The organism is Nonomuraea aurantiaca (genome assembly GCF_020215705.1).
In the GTDB taxonomy this organism is placed as follows: domain Bacteria; phylum Actinomycetota; class Actinomycetes; order Streptosporangiales; family Streptosporangiaceae; genus Nonomuraea; species Nonomuraea aurantiaca.
Map to the genome: position 1 here is coordinate 63,394 of NZ_JAIWNB010000039.1, position 18,379 is coordinate 81,772.

An 18,379-nucleotide genomic window follows, 5' to 3' on the forward strand; every position below is an offset into this window, starting at 1 on the left:
TTTGCAGCATGCGAGGACGGCGACCGGGTGACCTGCGGCTTCTGACGTGGCTGCTGCCGCCGACGATGGGGGTGCTCTCGGTCGTCGAAGCGCTGTCGAACGAGCGTTTCGACCCGACGCCGGTTCACCTGAGCGTGGTCGCCGCCTGGGTTCCGATGGGCTTGGTGCTTGCCCGATGGCGGCCGGCCATCGGTGTCGTCGTCGCCGCCGCCTTCTATCCCGTTGGGATCCTGTTGGACATCCCCGGGCCCGGCGGGGTCGGGCTCATCTCCACGCTGCTCGCCGTCGGCTGGGCCGGCTTCGGGGAGCCTGTCCGCCGGTCGCGCTGGGCTCTCATCGCCGCCATGGTGATCTACGCGGCCTCCGACACGATCCGTGCCGGGTTCTCCTGGGTGAATGTCTTCTTCCCGCTGATCTTCGTTGTGGGCTGGTGGAGTGGCGTCCTGGTCCAGCGCGAGCAGCGACGCAGCCGTGCCTTCGCTGAGATGGCGGCGACTCTGGACGCCCAGCGGGAAGCGGTGGCGCACGCCGCTGTCATGGAGGAACGGACCCGCATAGCCCGGGAGATCCACGATGCGGTCGCCCACTCGGTGAGCATCATGACGCTGCAGATCGGCGGCCTGCGGAGCCAGCTGGAGGACGTGCTGGAACACCGGCCGGCCGAGCGTGAGGTGATGCTCGGGCTTGAGCGGCTGGGACGCCAGTCCGTCGAGGAGCTGCGGTCACTCGTCGGCATCATGCGCAGATCAGGTTCGGAGTCCCCTACGGCGCCGACGCCGTCACTCGCCCTGGCCGAGCAGTTGATCGCCGATGTACGTGCGGCGGGTCTGCCCGCCCGACTGCGGGTGGAGGGCGTGCCGGCGCCTCTGCACCAGGCGCTGGACGTCTCGGCATACCGGGTGCTCCAGGAGGCGTTGACCAACGTCCTGCGGCACGCGCCCGGCGGCCAGGCCGAGGTGGCCATCCGCTACGCCGCGGACACCGTGACGATCGAGGTGCGCGATGACGGGGCAGGCGAGGCGACAGACGGGGGAGCGGGGCTCCCCGGAAGCCGGGCCGACCGCCCGCCCGGTGCGGACCGCACCGGCGGGCACGGTTTGATCGGCATGCGCGAACGTACCGCGATATTCGGCGGAACCCTTCAGGCGGGCCCCCGCGCCGAGGGCGGGTTCGCGGTGACCGCGTGCTTCCCGATCCGACGGAGGTGGCCATGAGTATCCGGGTCGTGCTCGTCGACGACCAGGCGATGGTCCGCGTCGGTCTGCGGATGATTCTCACCGCCCAACGCGACATCGATGTCGTAGGTGAGGCAGAAGATGGAGCGTCCGCCGTCGAAGTCGTCCAACGGACGCGTCCGGACGTCGTTCTCATGGACATCCGGATGCCAGACGTCGATGGCATCGAAGGCACACGGCGTGTTCTCGCCGCGCACCGGGAGGTCAAGGTAGTGATCTTGACCACCTTTGACGAGGACGGCTACATCGAGGGAGCGCTACGGGCCGGTGCGAGCGGGTTTCTCCTCAAGGTCTCGCCTCCGGAACAACTGGTCGAGGCGGTGCGCACCGTGGCGTCCGGCGGCGGCCTCCTCGACCCCTCCATCACGCTGCGTGTCATCGAGTCGTTCGCAGCAGCTACGCCCACGCGTACGCACCGCGCCGAAATACTGTCCACGCTGACGGAGCGCGAGCGAGACGTTCTGAGCCTGATGGCTCGTGGCATGTCGAACGCCGAGATCGCCGGCCGGCTGTACCTGGGCGAGGCCACGGTCAAAACACATGTGTCCAATGTGCTCGCCAAGCTGGGCGTACGAGACAGGGTGCAGGCGGTCGTCGCTGCCTATGAGACCGGCCACGTGCGACCCGGTGAAGACCCTCACCCTCCGAGGTGATCGTCGAGCACAGCTGTGACGAAGTCGGGTCGCCTCTGGCCGCGGAACGACACCCGACCCGGGGGCCTGGCCGCAGCAACCGCTCTGGGCTGCCTGCTCGGCGGCGGCCGGGCTGGCGCAGCAGGCCGTCGCCGCAGCGGCGGGCTCCGTGCCACGGTGGCGGTCGTCCGCAGCACCCGGCGGTGTCCTGAACACCGGCCTGAGGGCCGGCCGAAGCTGCCCGGCGACACCGGACGGCTCTCCGGCGGAGGCGGAGGGGGCGCCGCAGCAGCCTCCGGCTGCGGGGCTGGGCCGCCTTCCGCCGTCGTCGTGTCCTGTGCCGGGGCCGCCGCCAGGCGCAGGGTCTGCCACCCGTCCACGCCCGCCTCCACCCGCCAGGCGGCCGGCCACACCCGCCGCCCATCGGCCACCGGTGCTAGCCGCACGCCGCTCAGCTTCGCCCTCCCCAGCCCGACCGCCCCGACGAACCAGGCGTCGCCGGAGAAGGCCGCCTCGATGAACCGGGCGGCGCTGAAGAAGGTCGCCTCGCCGAACCGGGTGTCGCCGGTGAAGGCCGCCTCGCCGAAGTCGGCGGCGCCGACGCGGCAGTTGCTGAAGTCGAAGTCGGTGAGAACGGCACCGGCGAGGTCGAGACGGGTGCTCGGCCAGTGGTGACGGTTGGGGTCGAGGCGGCGTGATGGCCACCGTGAGGCCAAGGAGTTGTAGCGGAGATGTGCGGTGAGAATGCGTTGCGCGGTCAGGCGGACCTGGGTCCCGTGTTCTGGGCCGCGATCTCTCCTTCGGGGGCAAAGCCCAGCGATGCGAGCGGCGTGGGTGTGGTCGGCGGCGATCGCCTAGTGGCTGCGCGCCGTCGCCGAGCCCCTGCCGACCGGCACCTTCCAGATCTTCATGTCCACCGCCTCCTCCCGCTGCGTGGGCTGGTCACAAAACACGCCGTGAGCAATCACGGCAGAGCGCTCTGCTCAACTCGGCCCGACGCCCCAGAAGCCCTCGCGGAGACTGCAGGCTCGCGCGGGCCGACGCCAGTTTGGCGGGTCACGGCGCGTCGTAGCGCAGGCGGGAGGCAGCCACGTACTCACGGTGCTGCTCGGCCCATGCGATGAGTCCGGAGACCTGGACTGAGAGCGTCTGCCCGACGGGGGTCAGGGCGTAGTCCACCCGGGGCGGGGAGGTGGGGGTGACGGTGCGCTCGACCAGGCCGTCGCGCTCCAGGCTGCGCAGAGTGAGGGTGAGCATCCGCTGGGAGATGCCCTCGATACTGCGCTGCAGTTCCGAGTAGCGCTTGGGTCCGCTGCCGAGCAGGTTCATCACCAGGACGCTCCATTTGTCGCCAACGCGGTCGAGGATGTCGCGCAGCTGGCAGGTCGGGTGGTCCTCGCCGATCGTTTCGCGCACATCGGTGTGCCTTGCGTGGGTCAAAGTGCCTTCTTCCGTCATGGCGGCATTGTGGACCAGACTCGATGTGCGCACAAGAAGTAACCAACGCACAGAAAGTGCTGTGGCGATGAGCATCGACTTGACCGATCCCCCACTCCGATCCGGCCCTCGCCCACGGACCACGGGCCGGGAGATCCCGCATGACCAGCTCGACCAGTTCTCCCCGCCGCATATCAGGGACGCCCTGGTGGCGGACGCCCAGGCGCTGGCGGGCGTGTTCACCGGCCCCAGTCAGGTGTCCGAGCCCGCCTCGCTGGCGCTGCGGCTGCATGAGCCCGCCGGGCCATGGGCGGCGTTCCTGCACCCCAGCCCCGACGAGTTCGGGCACATTCACCGCTCGGGGTTCCTCCATCTCACCGTGCCCGTGCCGCTCATCGAGCCGCTGCAGCGAGCCGGGTGGATCGAGCCGCATCCGATCAGCCGTCGTCCTGAGTGGCCGGACACGATCGTGATGCTGTACGCCCCCCGCGACGAGGCCGAACTGGCTGTCGCCCGCGCCGTCCTGCGCTCTTCCTGGCGGCAGGCCACCGCATCATCTGCTACGGAAAACGGAGTGATCATCATGCGTGCCATGGCTTTCACCGACTTCGGCGCCGACCTGGCGGCCACCGACCTTCCCGTACCCGAGGCCGGCCCCGGGGAAGTGCTGGTCCGGGTGCTGGCCTCCTCGGTCAACGGCTTCGACCTGGGCGTGCTGAACGGCTACCTCAAGGGCGTCTACGACTACGACTTCCCCGTCGTGCTCGGCAAGGACTTCGCCGGCACCGTGGCGGCCGTCGGCGACGACGTGACCGGCCTGACGCCAGGTGAGGACGTGTTCGGAGTGGTCATGCGTCCGACCCTGGGACAGGGCGGCTACGCCGAGTACGTGGTGGTGAGTCGGCAGTACGGCCTGGCGAAGATCCCCGACGGGCTGGACCACACCCGCGCGGGTGTGCTGGGACTGGCCGGCACCGCCGCACTCAACGCCATCGACGCCGTCGCCCCGGCACCGGGGGAAACCGTCCTGATCTCAGGTGCGACCGGCGGCGTCGGCGCGTTCGCCGTCCAACTGGCCGCCGCCCGCGGCGCCCGGGTGATCGCCACCGCCCGGCCCGGAGCCGAAGCCGCCTTCGTCACCGGCCTGGGTGCCACCTGGGCCGTCGACCACACCGACCTGCCGGCACAGGTACGCGCGATCACACCAGACGGGGTGGATGCCGCGCTGCATCTGGCGGGCGACGGACCGGCCGTCGCCGCCCTGCTGGCCAACGGTGGGCGGCTGGCCTCCACCCTTCACTATCTGCCCGACGAGCCCGGCCGGGACATCAAGGCCACGGCGGTGATGGCCGACCCCAGCCCGGCCACCCTCGCCCGGCTTGCCGCCGACGTGGTCGAAGGACGCCTGCGGGTGCCGGTCGCCCGCACCTACCCGCTGGCCGAGACGCCGCGCGCAATCGCCGACTTCACCGCCGGAGCCGTCGGCAAGCTCGCCGTGACCATCTGACAGAGACGCCGTGACCATCAACGCCGAATCCATCTGACGCATCGAGGACGGGCTGTTCGCCCGCGTCTGCCCGGGTCGCCGAGCACCGCAGGTCAGCGTTGTTCAAGGCGGCGCAGAGCGGCGTCGCGCTCCAGCAGTGGAGGCATCGACGATGACGCACGTCCGAGGGGAAGGAACCGGCGCAACCCTTGCAGGGTTCCGAGGGCCGAGGACGGCGCCAGCGATTCGACGGTTGTCAGAGGGTGAGTTGGCGGGGGTGGGTGATCTCCCGGGCTGTGGTGGCGCGCGCATCCGGACGTCGTAGACGAGCTCGAGCAGGCCATCAGCGAAGCCATCATCGACGCCGCTGTCGCCGTCCTGCGCGAGCACAGCGCCGACGATCCGGGCATCCGCGAGGCACTCGTGGACGCGGGTTTCCGCGATCTACCTCCCTCGGGCCTCGCCCCGAGCCGAGCCGGCCCGCAGGTGAAGACATGCCGCGCGTCTCTCCGCGGGAACTCACCGCCGCAGGCGAGCCGGAACGTGCTCGCCTGCTGGCCCGGCGGGCGGAGAAGGCGGCCGACCTGGATTCCAGGTTTCCGGAGCACATCGTGGCGGTGCGGGCGCAGATGCTGACCACCTTGGCCAAGGCCCTGGTCGCGGCGGGCGAGCCGGACCGGGCCCAGCAGGCGATGGAACGAGCCGAGGCCACGGCACACGCCCAGACACGCGGACCCATTGACGTGCCCTTGATCGTGGAGCACGCACTGGCGTTCGTGGAGGCGGAGGAGCCGGAGCGGGCCCGGCCGCTGGATGATCCCGACGACCGCGACGAGGGGCTGTTCCTGCTGGCGGCAGCCTGCGCAGGGGCCGCTGAGCCGGAGCTGTCCGCCCGCTACGCCGCCGACGTCACCGATGCCGCCGGAGGCGCTGCGGTCCCAGCTCGTGGAAGCCCTGGCCTCGGCCGGCGACATGGCGGCGGCCGAGCACGTCGCCTGGTCGCTCGAAACCGCCGCCGCCCGGGTGCTGATGGTGTTCTGGCCGGCGTGGGTGGGGGCCGAGTTCGACCCAGAAGGGGCCCGCGAGGCGGCGGACGACGCCGAGAGCGCGGCCGAGGCGGTCACCGAGCCGTACTTCAGGCATTGGTGCAGGCGCAGCGCGCCCAAGCGTGGGCCGACCTCGACGAGCGCGACCGCGCCGCGCACGCGGTGGGGGAGGGGGAGCGGCTGGCCGCCACGCTCACCGACCCCGGCGAGCAGGTGGAGGTGCTCGCCGACCTGGCCGAGACGCTGGTCCGGACAGGCGATCCGGTACGAGGTGAGGAGATCGCCGCCGCGATCGAGGACGATCACCTTCGCGCGATCACGTTCGCCCGCCTGGTGGAGATCGGCGGGGGCCGGACCCCTGCCTCGGCCGACCGGTCGGAGTCCGCGGCCCGTTCCATCACCGGCCCGGACGACCGGGTGGAGTGGCTGATCCGGATGGCCGAGATCTGGACGGCGGGCCTGCGCGCGGGACCACCGCAGGATGCTGTCCGACGTCGCCACGACGGACCTCGCCGCCCTGAGTCTCGACCGCCCCGACCGGCTCGCCCGCTGGGGCCTGCAGCCAAGCTGACCGTTCGAACGCTGGTCGAGCGTGCACCGGCTGGCTCTGGAGGAGGCTTCCGCCAGAATGCGAGCGGGCAGAACCTGGGTCATCAGGGCCCCTTCGGGGAAGCGCAGGAGCGGTGGGCGCTGGCGTTTTCGGCCAGGGCCTGGCCCTGCTCGGGCCTCCGCGACCAGCCCGCGCGCTCGGCCGGACAGGAGAAGCCCGTCAGCGCAGGGGGGCGAAGTCGGCAAGGGCGGTGGGCTGCTTGCCGGTGGTGATGTGCTCGGAGAGCAGCCGCCCCGTAATGGGGCCGTGGGCCAGACCCCACATGCCGTGACCGCCGGCCACGTAGATACTGGGGGCTTTGGTCGCGCCGATGAGCGGCCGGCCGTCCGGGGTGATCGGGCGAGGGCCCACCCAGACATCCGTGCGTTCGTCCCAGTGCACACCGCGCAGCAGGGGCTGGGCGGAGGCGACGATGGCCCCCAGCCGGGCGGGCACCTGCGGGGCGTCCGGGTCGCGGAATTCCATGGTGCCGGCCACGCGCAGCCCGTTGCGATACGGCGTGCACGCCACCCGTACGTCGGGCAGGTAGATCGGGCCAGGGACGGGGTGGTCCACCGGCACGGTGAAGGAGTAGCCCCGGCCGGCCCGGACCGGGACGCGCACGCCCCACTGCCGGGCCAGGCGGGGCAGCCACACGCCGGTGGCCAGCACCACCGCGTCGGCCGACAGGACGGTGCCCTTGCCCGAGCGCACGATCACCTTCCTGCCGGCCGGATCCCCCGCCTGCTGGGAGCGGGAGTAGACCAGCACCCGCGAGTGCCGGTCCTCGATGGTCACCGCCCGGCTGATCGTGTCGGCCAGGCTGTCGGCCAGGGCGAACAGGTCGGTCGGGCCGCGTCCCGAAGCGGTCTCGCGGCTCTCCAGCACCAGCCCGTACACCACGCCGACGAGCTGGCTCCAGGAGACCGCGGAATCGGCCACCAGCACAGCCACCCCGAGCTGATCGCCGAGCGCGGCGGCCTCGCGCTCGGCCGCCGCGCTCGGCGAGGCGCAGGGGGTGGCTGTGCTGGTCTCGACGGGGCGGACCAGGACCGCCGCGGCGTGGGCGGCGGCCGCCCACCGCACCGCCTCGGCGATCGAGGAGGTGCCGACGGCCAGGAGCAGATCACCGGTGACGTGGCGGTCGGTGGCATCCGGCACCGCCACGCTGCGCAGCCAGGCCGAGCGGGTCTCGGGACGGCCGCACAACGGTACGCCGTACCCGCCGAGCACGTTCACCAGGCGGTCCAATGTGATCATGTGCGGCTCCGGGTGCCCAGAGGGGGCGGGGCGACCCCGCTCCCCTCTCACTGGTTGTCAGGCGGCCTCGTGCCGCCGCTGGCAGTCGATGCAGTTGCGGGCCAGCGGCCGGATCTTGAGCCGTTCGAACGGAATGGCCGCCTGGCAGTGGCCGCAGCGGCCGTAGATGCCGGCCTCCAGCCTGTCGTAGGCCTGAGCGAGTTCGGCGACGGCGCGCTCGGCGGCGGTGATCGAGGCGAGGAGCTCCTGCCAGGTGCCGTCGGCGCCGCTACCGTCCTGCTCCTGTGCCCGCAGCCTATCCAGGTACCGGCTGCGCTGCTCCCGTTGCTGGGTCAGGTCCTGGCGCAGCGACTCAAGCTGCACGCTGCTGAGGTGTGAGGTCGCGTGGCTGTCGGTCATGATCGAAGGTCCTTTCTTGCGAAGCGAAGACGTCAGCGGACGCGCGGGGCGAGTGCGGCCGTCAGAGCCGGCTGCAGGCACAGGCGCATCAGGCCGCGGATGGTGGCGTGCTGCGGCTGGGGGGTCGCTGTGACCGGCAGGCGAAGCGCGGCACGGAGGCGGGCCAGCAGCTGCTCTTGGTGAGCACCGCCGCCGGTGACCGTCAGACCCCGCTCGCGCGCGGCCGGACGCGAAGCGGCGGGCAGGCGACGCACCAGGCCCGCCGTCATCTCGATGACGCTCTCCAGCGCATACGACACCAGCCCCTCGCCGGTGGTGGCGTTGAGCTGGAGGGCGACCGCGTCGGTGACGGCCCCGTCCGCGATGGCGACGGCCTCGACAATGCCCGCCCCCACGTCCAGGACCAGGCAGGGCCGGGAATCGAGGATGTCCAGGCCGGCGCCGACGGCTGCGGCCAGCGGCTCCTCCATCAGGCCCACTTCGCATCCGGCGGCCTCGGCGACCGCGGCGCGGACCGCCCGGCGATCGCTCGGCGAGGCCGCCACCGGCACGCCGGCCAGCACCCATCGCGGCCGGCTCTCCGATACCTGGGCGTCCTGCAGCAGCCGCCGCACCAGCCGCAGGCAGGCGTCCGGGTCGGCCACCATGCCGTGCCGGACGGGCCACAGCGCGGCCGCCAGGCCGGAGCCGGACAGCGGCCGGGTGACCGACGACGGCCGGTCCACGATGGCGTACCCGCTCAATGACAGCGACCGGGTACGCGCGGTACCCAGGTCGAGCGCCACGAAGCGCTGCGCGGTGCTCACCTCGCACCTCCCGGCGATGCCGGCTGTGGCCGCTCCAGCCGCGGCCAGGCGTGAACTGATTCGACAACGGACATGACGATGATCGGCTCCTTGCTGAGGCCAAAGGAAGGCAGTACAGGAACACGGCCCTGCTGCAGGGACCGCGAGAGGGCTCCGAAGGCGACGGCGAGCATGGACCAGCCCCACGAGGGCGCAGTCCATCGGCTCGGGACATGCGGCGTCAGGATCCACGGCACGAGCGGCCGCAGCCCTTCGGAGAGAGGTAGCGTCAGCTAGATGAGCGGCGGGCTGCGCGAACCCGCAGTGCGGTGCGCGAGCTGTTGCGGATCGCGGAGCTCATCGACCTTCGAGCCAGGCGACGCCGACAGCGCCAGATAAGCGGGCTCATCGTGACGCTCGCCGCGCAATGGCGGCCACAGCGCTAGCACGTGGTGCTCACGGGCGCTACCCGCCTGCGGGGGCAGGCCGGGCAGGTCACCGCCCCCACCGTCCGGGCTCCATGCCAGGCCGGACAGCGAATTCTCAGGCGCGATCGGGCCGTCGGCGCTCGCACTGCCGGTGGCTCCGGCCAGCACCAAGCACAGCAGGACCAGACCCATCACGCCGACGAACGCGATGGACCCTCGTGGTGTTCTCCACGGTCCCGTCATAGGGCAGACCATAGCCCAGACGGCGCGAAAAGGGGCATGCCGTTCCATCGCAGGTACGACCCGCGCCGGGGCCGGGGTACGGTGACCGCCAAGACCCGACCCGTAAACTGCCAGGAGGAGACGTGCGCAGCAGACTGCCCGCCGTCCTGCTCCTGCTGCTGTCGGCCTTCCTGCTGGGCCCCGCCCCTGGCAGCGCCCAGCTGCCCGTCACCGCAACGCCTGCGACCTGGTGGAGCGGCCCGTCCGAGCACGCCGTGCAGGACGCGGCCCTGCCCCGGCTGCATCCCGCCCGCAGCGCGCCCGCGCTGCCGATGTGGCCGGCCGTACTGCCGTCCACCGAACGGCCCGGTCCACGGGCGCGGCCCCTGACGACCCTCGCCCGGCCTTTCACCGCGGCACCTCAGCCGCCCGCCCGTCAGGCGCCGGCACGAGCGCCACCCTCCACGACGCGCTGACGTCCCCTTTCCTTCTTCGACAGCCCGTGGAGGCTTCATGTCCCGCGCGCCCTTCTGGCGCGCGGTGGCGGCGTGCGCCATCGCCGCCACCGCACTGCTGTTCACCGTCACCACACCGCCACGTCTAGGGCTGGACCTGCGCGGTGGCACCCAACTCGTCTTCGAAACCCGAGACGCCTCAACAGCCAAGGCCGACGCCGAGGCCACTGACCGCGCCCTGGACGTGCTGCGCCGGCGCGCCGACGCGCTCGGCGTGGTCGACCCCACCCTGTTGCGCTCCGGCGATCGGCGCATCATCGTCGAGCTGCCCGGGGTGCTCGACCCCCGCCAGGCCGCCGAAGTCATCGGCAAGACCGCCCAGCTCACTTTCCACCCGGTCCTGGAACAAGCCGACGACACCAGCGCCGATCAAGGCACCCCCACCAGCAGAGGCATCGGCGCATCCGGGCAAGTCCTGGCCGACGAAGGCGGGCAACGCCTGCGGCTCGGCCCTGCCGCGATCACCGGCGACGGGGTGAGCGACGCCGCCGCACGCAACGACCCGCAGCAGGGGCCGGGCTGGTTCGCCACCGTCGACTTCCGCGACGCCGCCGCCTGGCAACGGCTGACCGGCGAGGCCGCCTGCCACAGCCCGGGCAACCCCCAGCGGCGGGTCGCCATCGTCTTGGACAACGAGATCATCTCTTCGCCCCAAGTCGATGCGGGCGTGCCCTGCCAGATCGGCATCCCCGGCGGATCCACCCAGATCAGCGGCTCCTTCACCCACCAGGAGGCACAAGACCTGGCCGTGCTGATCAAGGGCGGCGCCCTGCCCGTCCCGCTCACCTTGATCGAGCAGCGCACCGTCGGCCCCACGCTCGGCGCGCAGGCCATCGAGGCCAGCGCCAAGGCAGGCATCGCCGGTGTCCTGCTCACCGCGTTGTTCATCATCCTCACCTACCGGCTGTCGGGGCTGCTGGCCACCCTCGCGCTGGCCGCCTACGGGCTCATCTCCTACGCCGCCCTGCTCGCCCTCGGCGCGACGCTCACCCTGCCCGGCCTAGCCGGGTTCGTTCTGGCCATCGGCATGGCGGTCGACGCCAACGTGCTGGTCTTCGAGCGAGCGCGTGAAGAGTATGGCCGCGCCCCGCGCCGCGGCCTGCGCGCCGCCCTCGACCGAGGCTTCGCCAACGCCTGGAGCGCCATCGCCGACTCCAACATCACCACGCTCCTGGCCGCCGGATTGCTGTTCTGGCTGGCCTCAGGGCCGGTGCGCGGATTCGGTGTGACGCTGGGCGTCGGCGTCCTTGCCTCACTCGTCTCCGCCATGCTCATCACCCGTGTCCTGACCCACCTCATCCTCAGCGGGACCAGCCCCCGGCTGGCCCGGTTGTCCGGGCTGGCGGTGCACGGCCGGGTCAGGGCCTGGATCACCCGGCGCAACCCGTCCCTGATGGCCGGGCGCCGACGGTGGCTGGCCGCGGCCGCCACCCTGGTCGCCGCAGCCGTGACCGGGCTGGCCCTGCACGGGCTCAACCTCGGCATCGAGTTCACCGGCGGTCGGATGCTCCAGTACACGGCCGCGCAACCGGTGAGCGCCGAGACTGCGCGGCAGGCGGTGGCCGAGGCCGGTTACCCGGCGGTCAACGTGCAAAGCTCCGGCACCAGCGTGTCCGTGCGTGCCGGCCAGATCAGCGCCGACGACACCGCCGCCATCGAGCAGGCACTCGATACCCGGCTCGGCGAAGTGACCAAGCAACGCGACGAGCTCATCGGCCCCAGCCTGGGCGACGAACTGCGCCGCAACGCGCTCATCGCGCTCGCCGTGGCGCTGGCGGCGCAACTGTTGTACCTGGCCGTCAGATTCCGCTGGACGTTCGGCGCCGCCGCCGTGATGGCCCTCGTCGTGGACACCCTCGCTGTGCTCGGCCTGTTCGCCTGGCTGGGCAAACCCATCGACGGGGTCTTCCTGGCAGCCATGCTGACCATCATCGGCTACTCAATCAACGACAAGGTGGTGGTTTTCGACCGCGTCCGCGAACTATGGCAGGCCTCGCGGCAGGCACGCTTCCCCGGCATCGTCAACGCGGCGATCCTGCAGACCGTGCCGCGTACCGTCAACACCGGCCTGGGCGCCTTGTTCATCCTCACCGCGCTGGCCGTCTTCGGCGGTGACACGCTGCGCGACTTCGCCATCGCGCTCATCTTCGGCATCGTGGTGGGGACCGCGTCGTCATCGTTCGTGGCCGGCCCCCTCGCGATCGAGCTCGAACGCCTCAGCAAGCAACCCCCACCCCAGCCGCCCCAGCCGCGCAAACGCCGCCGGCAGGGCACGGGCGCGGTCCTGTAGCACCGCGCGGGGCGCCCGATGGAACTATGCAGAGGAGTCATCCACGCCACAGGAGCGCCCCGCCCTCCGCCCCCCTCACCAGCGCCGGCTCAGCGACTGGGTGAGCGTTGCTGACAGCGGGCCGCGGGCTTGACCAGCCGTTAGGATCTTGGCTTTCACGCTGATTAGTGATGGTTTCCAGGGGTTCAGGTGGCGTTGACCGGCCGCACGGCTTACCCAAGGTTCGTGCGGGCGGTGTCAGCGCGGGAACTGGCGGAGGTGTTCACCTCTGCGGTCGACGAGGTGGAGTGGGCGCGCGGCAAGACGGGGGCCGCTAAGAAACGTGTCATGAGCCCCAAACGAGCGGCTCGGGTACGGCAAGCCGCGACTCAGTTGATCAATGAGTACGGCGGTTGGAAGGGACTTCGAAGATGAGTCCGAGACCGTCCTCTTCGTCCCAGTCTTCGCCGACTTGGACGAAGCCGAAGCCGGCGATCGTGGCTAGGGACGCCACATTATCTGGACTGATCGTCGCACGTACGGTCTTGACCGCCGGTTCGGCCGCGGCCCGACGCAGCAACTCGATCAGGATGGCTCGGCCGTACCCCTGGCGACGGAAGTCAGGAGCAACCGCGTAGCCGATCTCTACCATGCCCGCCTCATCGGGCGGTCCGTGAAACCCGGCATGACCGACGACGACACCTTCAGGCCCCGTCACCGCCTGCCGCGCTATCCACGGTGCGTGGCGGGGATCAGCGGCCATCTGGTCGATCCGAATCCGCCACAGCCACCGTGCTCTGTCTGTCACGAAGTACTCAGTCAGCGCGACCCCGGCCGCGTTGCCGGCCGCGGGCAGATCCCCATCGAGCAGAGCCGACAGCGCAGCGCTCGACAACTCGACGAAGCGCACGTGCTTCGAACTGGTGGGGAACGACGTCTGGCGATCGGCTTCATCTGTCACGGTGCGGATGATCGCAGGATGTCCGACAGACGTCCAACGATTCTTGTTGGTCGCGGCCTCGGCCTTGCCCAGCAGCTCGGTGACGACCAGCAGGTCCAGCATCTCCAGGCAGTCGTCGACCGCCTTACCCTCCACGTACAGGACGTCATGCTGGTCATCTACGCCTACGGCACCAACTGCGGCATCCGGCAGATGATCTCCGGCGCGCACGCCCACAGTGGGGAGGATCTGCGCTACGTGCGCCACTGGCACGTCGAACGCGGCTCGGTGGTGGTGCACTCGCAGACGCTCAAGGCGTGATGTGCTCGGCGCGAAGCCGGTCGTTACTCTCTGTCATCCCTGCATTGTGTCGTGACCACCAGCCGCGTGATCCCATTTTCGCCGCGTGCCGCAGGCCAGACCGAACAGGTCAGGCCGCCGCGTTAGCCGAGCTGGAAGCGGAGGACGCTCGGCTTCCCAGGTCAGGGCCTATATGGTGCCCGGTGTCACATCGGTTAATGGCACCCCGTCTTGGCCGGCAACGGCAGCCGGACCTGATAGACAGCGGGTGTGCCCTCGGCGGGCTCGTTGGTTGTTGTCACAAACCGCCATACCCCTGCCGAGGGCGCGCTCCGCGGCCCGGTGCTGCGGCCCGGTGCTGCGGAAAGCGCCCCTGTCAGGGGGCGGGGGTCAGGGCGAGGTCAGGATGGCGGGGCGAAACTCCCGTTCGGCATTTTGCGCAGCCAGCCCCGCTCGGCCAACCGGTTCAGCTTGGCCCGGGTGCCCTCCACCTGCCCCGATTCGGTGCCCAGCCCGGCCGCTTGGCAGATGTGTTTGCAGATCAGCGGGTTGCCCGCGCCGGTCACGGGCTGTAGGAGAAGCCGGTAGCCAGCAGGTAGTTCGTCGGCGCCGCAGACCTGGTGCCGGTAGGGGATGATCACCGATCCGGAGCCGGTCGACGCGCCGGCGGCGGTGCTGGCGGCGGGCACCGGTATGTCCCGGTCGCCGCCAGGCGCAGGCAGGGCCGGCCCAAGCCCAAAGAGCCGTCATCCCCACGTTCAGCTTCGGCAAGGTCCTGAGTCGGCTGCTGACGGCCTGACATTCGCGGGTGCCCGCTCAGTCGGGCCGCCCGAACGTGCGCTGATCAGGCGATCTTGCCCAACTCACCGATGTCGTCGTCGGTCAGCTCGATCGACCCAGCCCGGAGGTTCTCTTCCAGGTGGGCGATGGATTTGGTGCCGGGGATCAGAAGGGTTGCCGGGGACACCGCCAGTAGCCACGCCAGGGCGATCTGCGAGCGGGTGGCGCCGTGCCGGGCGGCGATTGCATCGAGGGCCGTCTCCTGGCCATCAGTCATTGCCATGCCCGGGGGGAGCTGGGATTTGTCGATGGCCGGGTTCAGCATGCCCGACACCAGCGGGAAATACGGCACGAATGCGATGCCGTGCTCCTCGCAGTAGCGCAACACCTCCAGCGCGCCCCGGTCGAGCAGGTGGAAACGGTTCTGCACGAACGCTACCGGGGCCATCTCGCGGGCCTTCTCCAACTGCTCAACGGTGACACCGCTCAGCCCGAGGTTGCGGATCAGGCGCCGCTCCCAGAGTTGGGCGAGCGCGCCGAAGGACTCCTCGAAGGGGGTCTCGGCGGGGAAGAGCATGCCGTCACCGCCAACTCGCAGGTACACCAGGTGCAACTGGGCCAGGCCGAGGGTCGCCAGGTTCTCCTCGACCTGGTCACGGAGCGCCTGAGGGCCGGCCTCGGCGTTGAACGTCTTGTACTCGTCTCGAACGATACCAACCTTGGTGGCGATCACCAGGTTCTCGGGGTAAGGGTGGAGCGCCTCCCGGATCAGTTCGTTGGCGACATGCGGGCCATAGGCGTCGCTGGTGTCGATGTGGTCGACGCCCAGTTCCACCGCCCGGCGCAGCACCGCAAGCGCGGCGTCCTTGTCCGCGGGCGGGCCCCAGATCATCGGGCCGGGAAGCTGCATGGCGCCGTAGCCGAGCCGGTTGACGCTCAGGTTTTCGGCTGGCTGGAGCCGCCCCGCGATGGCGGCGGGCTTACTCTCGTGACTCACTGTTAGCCTCTTCTCGTGGTGCGCGGTCGGGTCTCTCGCGCGTCGGATGATGTGATTCGTCGCTGTACCGAGGCGGTCGTCACGCCCCCGCTCTCATGCCGGTCGAGCTTGCCCCGGGTCACCAGGTCGTGGACGCCCTGACGGGTGATGCCGAGCATCGCGCCCGCCACCGCGTAGGAGAGGGCCTCCGCCGCCGGGTGGCCGACCCTGCGGACCATGACCTGGCCGAGCGGGGTCTGCCACCACCCTGGCGGCGGGTTGAAGCCGTGGTCACCGGGATAGAGCGTGATCACCAGGCGGATCGCGGTGAACCGGGCGATGTCCTCGTCCTCACTACCAGCGCGAGCGCCCACGCCCCGGCGCGCTCGACCACCCGGCTGCGCACCCGCGACAAATCTGATCGTGACTCCAGCAGGATCTCCAGCGGATCGAGCAGGCGCACCTCCACCAGACCGATCAGCTGGGAAGTCAGCTCGCCCCAGGACGGGAGCTCCTCCTCATGGCACCTCCAAGCTACTTGACGCCAACTATCAAGTACTGGACAGGTCGCGTCAAGTAGCTTGGAGACGATCTTTCACAAGAACTGGCCGACAATGGCTCAACCCACGTCGGCGGCCTCGCGAACCGCAGCGCCGCCACCACTCAACCCCGACCAAGTTCGTTGAGCCGTGAAACGACGGCCCCTCCCGATTACGGGCCGGCAGCTCTTCGCCGGGCACCGACCGCGTGATGAGAATGCGGACGGATCAACCGATCACCACGAGCGAAGGGCATCAATAGCCATCCCCAGAAAACTGCTGTCCGGGCACTTTGTACGTCACCGGGCCCGGGCTTGTCGAGGTACCGGTATCGCGTCGCGATGTAGACCCATTGGTCCGGGCGGGGCGCGGTGAACGGTCGGCGCAAAGCGGCCTGCGCCGCGTTGTTCAAGACCGTCTGCGCTTTGGCGGCGGGAACGTACAGGCCTGGAATGGCCCGGCGAGGGGTGCCGTCTCCGCCAGGATTTCCCAGGATGAGCGCACCCGTGGTGATCGCGGCGGCGAGCGCGCCGACGATCATGATGCGCCACTCATGCGAGGCAGCCGGAAACGGGGTGCGGACCTGCTGCCTGTCGCTCCCGGCGGGAGGCGGCCCGGTTCGGCCTCGGCGGTGATCAAGGTCAGCAGCGTTCGCGCCTCCGGGTCGGCAGGGTGGCCTCCCGGCTGGCCGTAAGCGACCCGGGCCAGCGCCCTGGTCATGGCGTCAAGCTCGTCGGTGTTCTTCACAGCGGCCTCTCCGCCGGCGCGAACCGGCTTTCCGGCGTTGAAGGGATGCCCCTTGTGGGCCAGTGCGCGGGAAAAGCGGCGGCGGGCGCGGTGCAGCCTGACGCGTACGACGTTGCGCGACAGGCCCAGCGCCGTGGCGATCTCCTTGTGGTCCAGGCCCTCCCAGGCGACCAGCCCCAGCAGTTCCCGGTCATCGTCGGGCAGGGCCCGGAATATGCGGGCGATCGCTTCCTGATCGAGCCTGCTGTCGGGGGATTCGGCGTACCGATCGGCCATCTTCAGGTCGAGTTCGGCGCTGCGGGCCTTACGGCGGGCCTCGCTACGGTGATGGTTGGCCAGCACGTTGCGTGCCACGCCGTAGAGCCACAACGTGGCCTCCTGGCCTGGCGGCAGATCGTCCATCCGCCGCCAGGCGATCCCTTGTGCGCTTGACCTCAAGTCGAGTTGAGGTTGGATGCTAGACCAATGCGAGCCATCATGGCAGCCCGATTCGGCGCCCCTCATGTTCTGGAACTGGTTGACCTGCCCACACCATCGCCGGGAGCAGGACAACTCGGTATCGATGTAGCTGTCGTGGGCGTGACCTGGATGGACACCCTGATTCGCGCCGGCAACGGTCCCGAGGTGTTCGCGGTGGATCCGCCGTATGTTCCTGGCGGTGCGGTCGCGGGTACGATCGCCGCAGTCGGGGCCGGGGTGGACGGCAGCTGGCGGGGCACCCGGGTGGTCGCCCGAGCAGTGAGCGACGGGTACGGCGGAGGTTATGCCGACACGGTGATCGCCGCGCTGGAGACCGCCTTCCCGGTGCCAGTGGGGCTCGACCTGCGTAGCGCCATGGCCGTGATGGACGATGGCAGCACCGCTCTGGCCTTGCTGGAGAAGACCCCGATACGGATGGGAGAGCGGGTCTTGGTGGCGCCGGGGGTAGGAGGTCTCGGCAATCTCCTTGTGCAGCTGGCTCTTGCGGCGGGGGCGACGGTCATCGCCGCCGTGCATGGAACGAAGAAGCGCTCCATAGCGCTGGAGCTGGGTGCCGAGGCGGTCGACTACTCCATGCCGGCCTGGCCCGACCAGGTGCGCATGCTCACCGGCGGGTACGGAGTGGATGCGGTGTTCGACGGAATCGGTGGCCAGATCGGCGCGGCGGCGGCATCCCTGCTCGGGGACGGTGGCCGGTTCTCCGGGTACGGCATGACCAGCGGCGCGCAGACCGTGATCAGTGACGTGGACCGGCGGCGGCTCACGGTGGTGGACATGTCACAGCTCCCGGAATTTTGGCCGGACAATCCACGGCGGGTGACGCATGTGCTGAGCGAAGCCGCCGCAGGGCGACTGGCTCCGATCATCGGTCAGAGCTATCCGCTGGCGGAGGCCGCCACCGCGCACGCCGACATCGAAGCACGCCGCTTCACGGGCAAGACCGTGCTTCTGACATGACATCCATGCCTGCCTGTGTGGTAGCAGTGAGCACCAGGTCTTCGACCTGCTGCTCACTGAGCCGGTCCATCAACTTCTCGATAGCGCTCCTGCGCGGTGCGCATCGCCGCGGCGGGCCGACGAGTCCTTCGGGTCGACCCAATCCTGGCTCCATTATGGACATAGGCATTTCAACGAGCGCCAGATACCCACGCCTTTCATATCTGTGCGGCTCGAAAAGATCGTTCTACCAGTTCAGAGACACCTTCTCAGCTTGTTCTTTATCCTCCGGATTGTTGGAGTGCTGCGAGGGTGCGGCCGCGTTTGACGGTCTTGCCCACGTCGTAGCGGGGTGCGGGGTGGCGGTTGGGGATGCCG

20 protein-coding genes are annotated in these 18,379 nt (G+C 70.1%); 8 read left to right on the top strand and 12 right to left on the bottom strand.

Features of this window, described 5'->3' with window-relative positions; all coding sequences use genetic code 11:
- Positions 1 to 8: 8 nt before the first annotated feature.
- Positions 9 to 1,214 carry a sensor histidine kinase gene (locus tag LDL49_RS50075; RefSeq protein ID WP_225302028.1) on the top strand — a complete coding sequence of 402 codons (1,206 nt, stop codon included), beginning with the start codon at positions 9 to 11 and terminating at the stop codon, positions 1,212 to 1,214.
- Positions 1,211 to 1,888, top strand: a complete 678-nt coding sequence (locus tag LDL49_RS50080; protein ID WP_225302047.1) for a response regulator transcription factor — start codon at positions 1,211 to 1,213, stop codon at positions 1,886 to 1,888. The genes LDL49_RS50075 and LDL49_RS50080 overlap by 4 nt, the downstream gene beginning before the upstream one ends.
- Here the strand turns inward: LDL49_RS50080 and LDL49_RS57800 are convergent.
- Positions 1,873 to 2,583 (bottom strand): pentapeptide repeat-containing protein, encoded by a 711-nt coding sequence (locus tag LDL49_RS57800; RefSeq protein ID WP_263656533.1) that lies wholly within the window; start codon positions 2,581 to 2,583, stop codon positions 1,873 to 1,875. The genes LDL49_RS50080 and LDL49_RS57800 overlap by 16 nt on opposite strands.
- Before the next feature lie 340 nt (positions 2,584 to 2,923).
- Positions 2,924 to 3,307 carry a winged helix-turn-helix transcriptional regulator gene (locus LDL49_RS50090; RefSeq protein ID WP_225302029.1) on the bottom strand — a complete coding sequence of 128 codons (384 nt, stop codon included), beginning with the start codon at positions 3,305 to 3,307 and terminating at the stop codon, positions 2,924 to 2,926.
- Positions 3,308 to 3,392: 85 nt separating this feature from the next.
- On the opposite strand from LDL49_RS50090, the gene LDL49_RS50095 reads away from it, so the two are divergent.
- Entirely contained in the window at positions 3,393 to 4,811 is a 1,419-nt protein-coding gene (locus LDL49_RS50095; RefSeq protein WP_225302030.1) for an alcohol dehydrogenase catalytic domain-containing protein, read from the top strand.
- A gap of 473 nt (positions 4,812 to 5,284) precedes the next feature.
- Positions 5,285 to 6,658, top strand: a complete 1,374-nt coding sequence (locus LDL49_RS50100) for a hypothetical protein (RefSeq protein ID WP_225302031.1) — start codon at positions 5,285 to 5,287, stop codon at positions 6,656 to 6,658.
- On the opposite strand, the gene LDL49_RS50105 is transcribed toward LDL49_RS50100, so the two are convergent.
- From LDL49_RS50105 to LDL49_RS50120, 4 genes are all read right to left on the bottom strand, one after another.
- On the bottom strand, positions 6,606 to 7,685 hold the full coding sequence (locus tag LDL49_RS50105) for an NAD(P)/FAD-dependent oxidoreductase (RefSeq protein ID WP_225302032.1): 1,080 nt from the start codon (positions 7,683 to 7,685) through the stop codon (positions 6,606 to 6,608). The genes LDL49_RS50100 and LDL49_RS50105 overlap by 53 nt on opposite strands.
- 57 nt (positions 7,686 to 7,742) lie before the next feature.
- Positions 7,743 to 8,084, bottom strand: a complete 342-nt coding sequence (locus LDL49_RS50110) for a TraR/DksA family transcriptional regulator (RefSeq protein ID WP_225302033.1) — start codon at positions 8,082 to 8,084, stop codon at positions 7,743 to 7,745.
- A 32-nt stretch (positions 8,085 to 8,116) separates the two neighbouring features.
- Positions 8,117 to 8,890: a rod shape-determining protein gene (locus LDL49_RS50115; protein ID WP_225302034.1), complete on the bottom strand. Its 774-nt coding sequence runs from the start codon at positions 8,888 to 8,890 to the stop codon at positions 8,117 to 8,119.
- A gap of 272 nt (positions 8,891 to 9,162) precedes the next feature.
- Positions 9,163 to 9,540 carry a hypothetical protein gene (locus LDL49_RS50120; RefSeq protein ID WP_225302035.1) on the bottom strand — a complete coding sequence of 126 codons (378 nt, stop codon included), beginning with the start codon at positions 9,538 to 9,540 and terminating at the stop codon, positions 9,163 to 9,165.
- 122 nt (positions 9,541 to 9,662) lie between these two features.
- Between LDL49_RS50120 and LDL49_RS50125 the strand changes: the two genes are divergently transcribed.
- Together LDL49_RS50125 and secD are read left to right on the top strand one after the other, a co-directional pair.
- Positions 9,663 to 9,995: a hypothetical protein gene (locus LDL49_RS50125; RefSeq protein ID WP_225302036.1), complete on the top strand. Its 333-nt coding sequence runs from the start codon at positions 9,663 to 9,665 to the stop codon at positions 9,993 to 9,995.
- A 37-nt stretch (positions 9,996 to 10,032) separates the two neighbouring features.
- Positions 10,033 to 12,324 carry a protein translocase subunit SecD gene (gene secD, locus LDL49_RS50130; protein ID WP_225302037.1) on the top strand — a complete coding sequence of 764 codons (2,292 nt, stop codon included), beginning with the start codon at positions 10,033 to 10,035 and terminating at the stop codon, positions 12,322 to 12,324.
- Positions 12,325 to 12,700: 376 nt separating this feature from the next.
- On the opposite strand, the gene LDL49_RS50135 is transcribed toward secD, so the two are convergent.
- A complete protein-coding gene (locus LDL49_RS50135) occupies positions 12,701 to 13,399 on the bottom strand; it encodes a GNAT family N-acetyltransferase (RefSeq protein ID WP_225302038.1) in 699 nt (232 codons plus the stop codon).
- Here LDL49_RS50135 and LDL49_RS50140 point away from each other — a divergent pair.
- Positions 13,283 to 13,564 carry a Tn3 family transposase gene (locus LDL49_RS50140; RefSeq protein ID WP_225302039.1) on the top strand — a complete coding sequence of 94 codons (282 nt, stop codon included), beginning with the start codon at positions 13,283 to 13,285 and terminating at the stop codon, positions 13,562 to 13,564. The two genes, LDL49_RS50135 and LDL49_RS50140, sit on opposite strands and share 117 nt — an antisense overlap.
- Positions 13,565 to 13,944: 380 nt before the next feature.
- Here the strand turns inward: LDL49_RS50140 and LDL49_RS50145 are convergent, their stop codons facing one another.
- The 5 genes from LDL49_RS50145 to LDL49_RS50165 all read right to left on the bottom strand — a co-directional run bounded on the left by LDL49_RS50145 (position 13,945) and on the right by LDL49_RS50165 (position 16,987).
- A complete protein-coding gene (locus tag LDL49_RS50145) occupies positions 13,945 to 14,232 on the bottom strand; it encodes a hypothetical protein (protein WP_225302040.1) in 288 nt (95 codons plus the stop codon).
- A gap of 155 nt (positions 14,233 to 14,387) precedes the next feature.
- Positions 14,388 to 15,320 (bottom strand): oxidoreductase, encoded by a 933-nt coding sequence (locus LDL49_RS50150; protein WP_225302041.1) that lies wholly within the window; start codon positions 15,318 to 15,320, stop codon positions 14,388 to 14,390.
- Positions 15,321 to 15,322: 2 nt separating this feature from the next.
- Positions 15,323 to 15,673 carry a hypothetical protein gene (locus tag LDL49_RS50155; protein WP_225302042.1) on the bottom strand — a complete coding sequence of 117 codons (351 nt, stop codon included), beginning with the start codon at positions 15,671 to 15,673 and terminating at the stop codon, positions 15,323 to 15,325.
- Between the two features lie 337 nt (positions 15,674 to 16,010).
- Entirely contained in the window at positions 16,011 to 16,379 is a 369-nt protein-coding gene (locus LDL49_RS50160) for a hypothetical protein (protein ID WP_225302043.1), read from the bottom strand.
- Complete coding sequence (locus tag LDL49_RS50165) at positions 16,376 to 16,987, bottom strand: RNA polymerase sigma factor (RefSeq protein WP_263656535.1); 612 nt, start codon at positions 16,985 to 16,987, stop codon at positions 16,376 to 16,378. Before LDL49_RS50165 ends, LDL49_RS50160 begins: the two co-directional genes overlap by 4 nt.
- A gap of 75 nt (positions 16,988 to 17,062) precedes the next feature.
- On the opposite strand from LDL49_RS50165, the gene LDL49_RS50170 reads away from it, so the two are divergent.
- A complete protein-coding gene (locus LDL49_RS50170; protein WP_225302045.1) occupies positions 17,063 to 18,022 on the top strand; it encodes a zinc-binding dehydrogenase in 960 nt (319 codons plus the stop codon).
- Positions 18,023 to 18,379 lie beyond the last annotated feature (357 nt).